3 protein-coding genes are annotated in these 2,196 nt (G+C 40.0%); all 3 read left to right on the top strand.

The features are described from left to right. A partial coding sequence (locus CDZ78_RS07995) for a hypothetical protein (protein WP_211200761.1) occupies window positions 1-405 on the top strand: 405 nt, incomplete at its 5' end. A 216-nt stretch (window positions 406-621) separates the two neighbouring features. After that, the gene (locus tag CDZ78_RS07990) at window positions 622-1,068 is read left to right on the top strand and encodes a YdcF family protein (protein WP_167374216.1); all 447 of its coding nucleotides are present in this window, start codon (window positions 622-624) and stop codon (window positions 1,066-1,068) included. Between the two features lie 574 nt (window positions 1,069-1,642). Then, window positions 1,643-2,196 (top strand): hypothetical protein (locus CDZ78_RS07985; protein WP_140413932.1); only part of this gene is annotated, 554 nt, incomplete at its 3' end.

Here is a 2,196-nt window from a genome sequence, read left to right as displayed (position 1 = left end):
AAGCGCTGGACGATTGAGAAAGCATTCAATAACAGTAAAAGTAATTTGAAAGAAACAAAAGCATGGTCTTCTGATAATAACTCACTCAAGAACCAGATGCGGCTGACAGCAATGAGCTACAACTTATTACGCACGGTCGAAGAGCTTTCTAAAATACAAGATCCAGAGTTGATTCACCCTTCTGATAAAAAGTACACCGAAGATCTTGAGAAAAGGCAGCAAGCAGCTAAAAAAAGGGGAGGATTTGTGAATCCATTATTTTTTAATGAAAGAATCGCACGTATAAGCTCATATACTATTCGGGCTGTTCAAAACGCAATAATGACAGGAAAGTCGCTGAGTAGCTTTATCAATGCGCTTGTTGCTAAATTAGTTCCGAGGGTGAATCAGATAGGGGAACACTGATGGTTTTGATAGTGGTTTTAATAGGTGTCGGAATAGCTCCCAGATATTTGTTGGATAAGCTGCAAGATAGTTACGAAGATAGAACAAAAGTTAGCTGGTTAACTAATAATGTAATAGTGCTTTTAGGTGCTGGTACGCAGAAACTTCAAAGTGGAATAGAGCCGTCTTTGTTTTCTTACGCAAGAATCTCAGAAACAGTTCGTCTATATAAAAACTGTGTACAGAGCTCTACTGAGTGCAAAGTTATTGCATCGCGGTGGCGATGCTTCTAAAACTGGTGAATCCGAAGCCGAAGTTTATAAAAGCTATTTGTTAGATCTGGGTATTATAGAAAAAGACGTAATAGAAGAGTCTAGGAGTATGAATACCTGGCAAAATGCCCAGTTTACAAGTGATATAATTAAAACGAAATCATACGATAATATTGTTCTGGTGACATCAGGGCTGCATCTTCAAAGAAGTGAGTTGTATTTCTTTCATTTCGGCGTAAATACTATTCCGGTTAGAGCGGATTATATGGAAGCAAAGTTGTCAATGGTTCCCTTATGGTATAACTTTGCAGTAACGGACTTTGCCATTCATGAGTGGTTGGGGTTTTATCGATATTATTTTTATAAACAGATGGGGTGGAACCCTAAACGAGTTAATTCTGGTGAAGCGTGACATCGACACGTAACGTTTTTCGGTAGTTTTTAATCTGACCGCAGTTGAGTTGGGAAGCAATCATTGATAAAGTGAAAATTTCGATTTAAGGAAAGAATAAAGTCTTCTAAGTAACAAAAATAAAGTCTTTGAATATATTGTATTTTATTATTTGAAGGTGGGCAGCCAGAAACTTGGCTTAAGATGCTGATTACAAGAAAAATTAACCACGAAAGACACGAAATTTGCATTCCCAAACTCCGTTTGGGAATGCATGACAAGTAAGCTCTCTGCTTACCAAAACTTCTCACAACAGAGCTGCTGCCCCATGTATTCCCAAGCGAAGCTTGGGGACAAGTCAGCAGTTTTATTAGTCTTTCTTTCGTGTTCTTCGTGTCTTTCGTGGTTTATATCGTCTAAGTAACAAAATACAAGTCTTTGAATATATAGTATTTTGTTACTTGAAGGTGGGCAGCCAGAAACTTGGCTTAAGAAGCTGGTTACGTGCAAAAGGGCAGATTAAACTAATGTGTGATATCCTTCTTATCATACATTGCTCTCCAATCAATTAAATTGTTACGCAGGAGGTTAGAGCATGAACGTCATAATCAAGATAGTACAAATGACCGTTGTATTCATCGCAATGAATGGAACAGCTTGTGTGGCGCGTCCCATAAATGACATTGATAACAGGACTCCTAACAACGGCACTGCAAGTTGCAAGATAGCACCTGGACAAAATGCGTGTTATAAATTCATGTTTGACCCCAGTATCGAACTTCCGGCAACCACGGACACATCCGGTTTTAACCGAATTGCTGTAAACCTAAAACCTGAAAACAAACCTGAAAGTATTACATACACAGTGATAGAGCATCATGGTGGAGCATTTCAGAGGCATGGCGTACTGCAGAATATAGGGGTTAAGTCGGCTAGCGTTGGATTATCCAGAGTAGGACATAACGAAAGTTTGAAAATTGTCGATGGTGAAACGAGTAACGAGCACGCACGGGTAAACTTGTTAATCCAACAGGCGCGCCATGCTACCTCACAACATTCTGGGACTCCTGTCACCAACATTCATTCGCCTACGCAGCGAATGGGAGATGCCCTGGTCGCCCTGCGTCCGTCTCAACTACGCACAAACCC

Source organism: Bathymodiolus platifrons methanotrophic gill symbiont (genome assembly GCF_002189065.1).
In the GTDB taxonomy this organism is placed as follows: Bacteria; Pseudomonadota; Gammaproteobacteria; order Methylococcales; family Methylomonadaceae; genus Methyloprofundus.
This window is presented reverse-complemented; position numbering and strand designations above follow the sequence as displayed.